The organism is Burkholderia sp. JPY481 (genome assembly GCF_038900515.1).
Taxonomy (GTDB): domain Bacteria; phylum Pseudomonadota; class Gammaproteobacteria; order Burkholderiales; family Burkholderiaceae; genus Paraburkholderia; species Paraburkholderia youngii.
Genome location: NZ_JAYMRT010000131.1, coordinates 1 through 545 on the forward strand (window position 1 = coordinate 1; position 545 = coordinate 545).

Annotated in this window: 1 protein-coding gene and 1 pseudogene; both read left to right on the forward strand. The window is 61.8% G+C overall.

Annotated features, from left to right (window positions below):
* Nucleotides 1-225, forward strand: a 225-nt coding sequence (locus VSR82_RS39980; protein ID WP_498858925.1) for a hypothetical protein, incomplete at its 5' end; no start/stop codon positions are given.
* Nucleotides 140-545, forward strand: a pseudogene (locus VSR82_RS39985) (IS5 family transposase); the annotation flags it as partial. The gene VSR82_RS39980 and the pseudogene VSR82_RS39985, both read left to right, overlap by 86 nt.

The following is a 545-nucleotide window of genomic DNA, read 5'->3' on the forward strand; positions in this document are numbered from 1 at the left end:
TCGTCATTCATCGCTCGGCTTCACGTCGCCAACTCAGTTCATGCAAGACTGGCTTGCGGCTCAGCGGACAAAGGATACGGCTGCATAACCCCGGACCTCTGGAAGGCGAAAAACCGAGGGAAGCTCATCCAGAAGAAAAATCAGCAACGAACTGTGGGCGGCGCTGGAACTGTTGATTCCGGCATTTACGCCGTCACCGAAAGGCGGCCGTCGGCGCACAGTTGACGACTGCGCAGCACTGAACGGCATCCTGTATGTCCTGCAAACGGCATCCCATGGGAAGACCTGCCGCAGGAACTGGGTTTCGGCAGCGGCTGCTGGCGACGGCTACGAGACTGGCAGGCCGCAGGCGTGTGGGAGCAGCTGCATCTGGCAATGCTTCGCCGGTTGCGTGAGCACGACCAGATTGATTGGGAACGGGCGAGCCTCGATGCTGCCAGTGTTGCCCGCCCCCGGGGGCCAGGAAACCGGCCCCAACCCGACAGACCGGGGAAAGCTCGGGTCGAAACGGCACATCGTTGTAGACGCGCGCGGCATTCCACTGG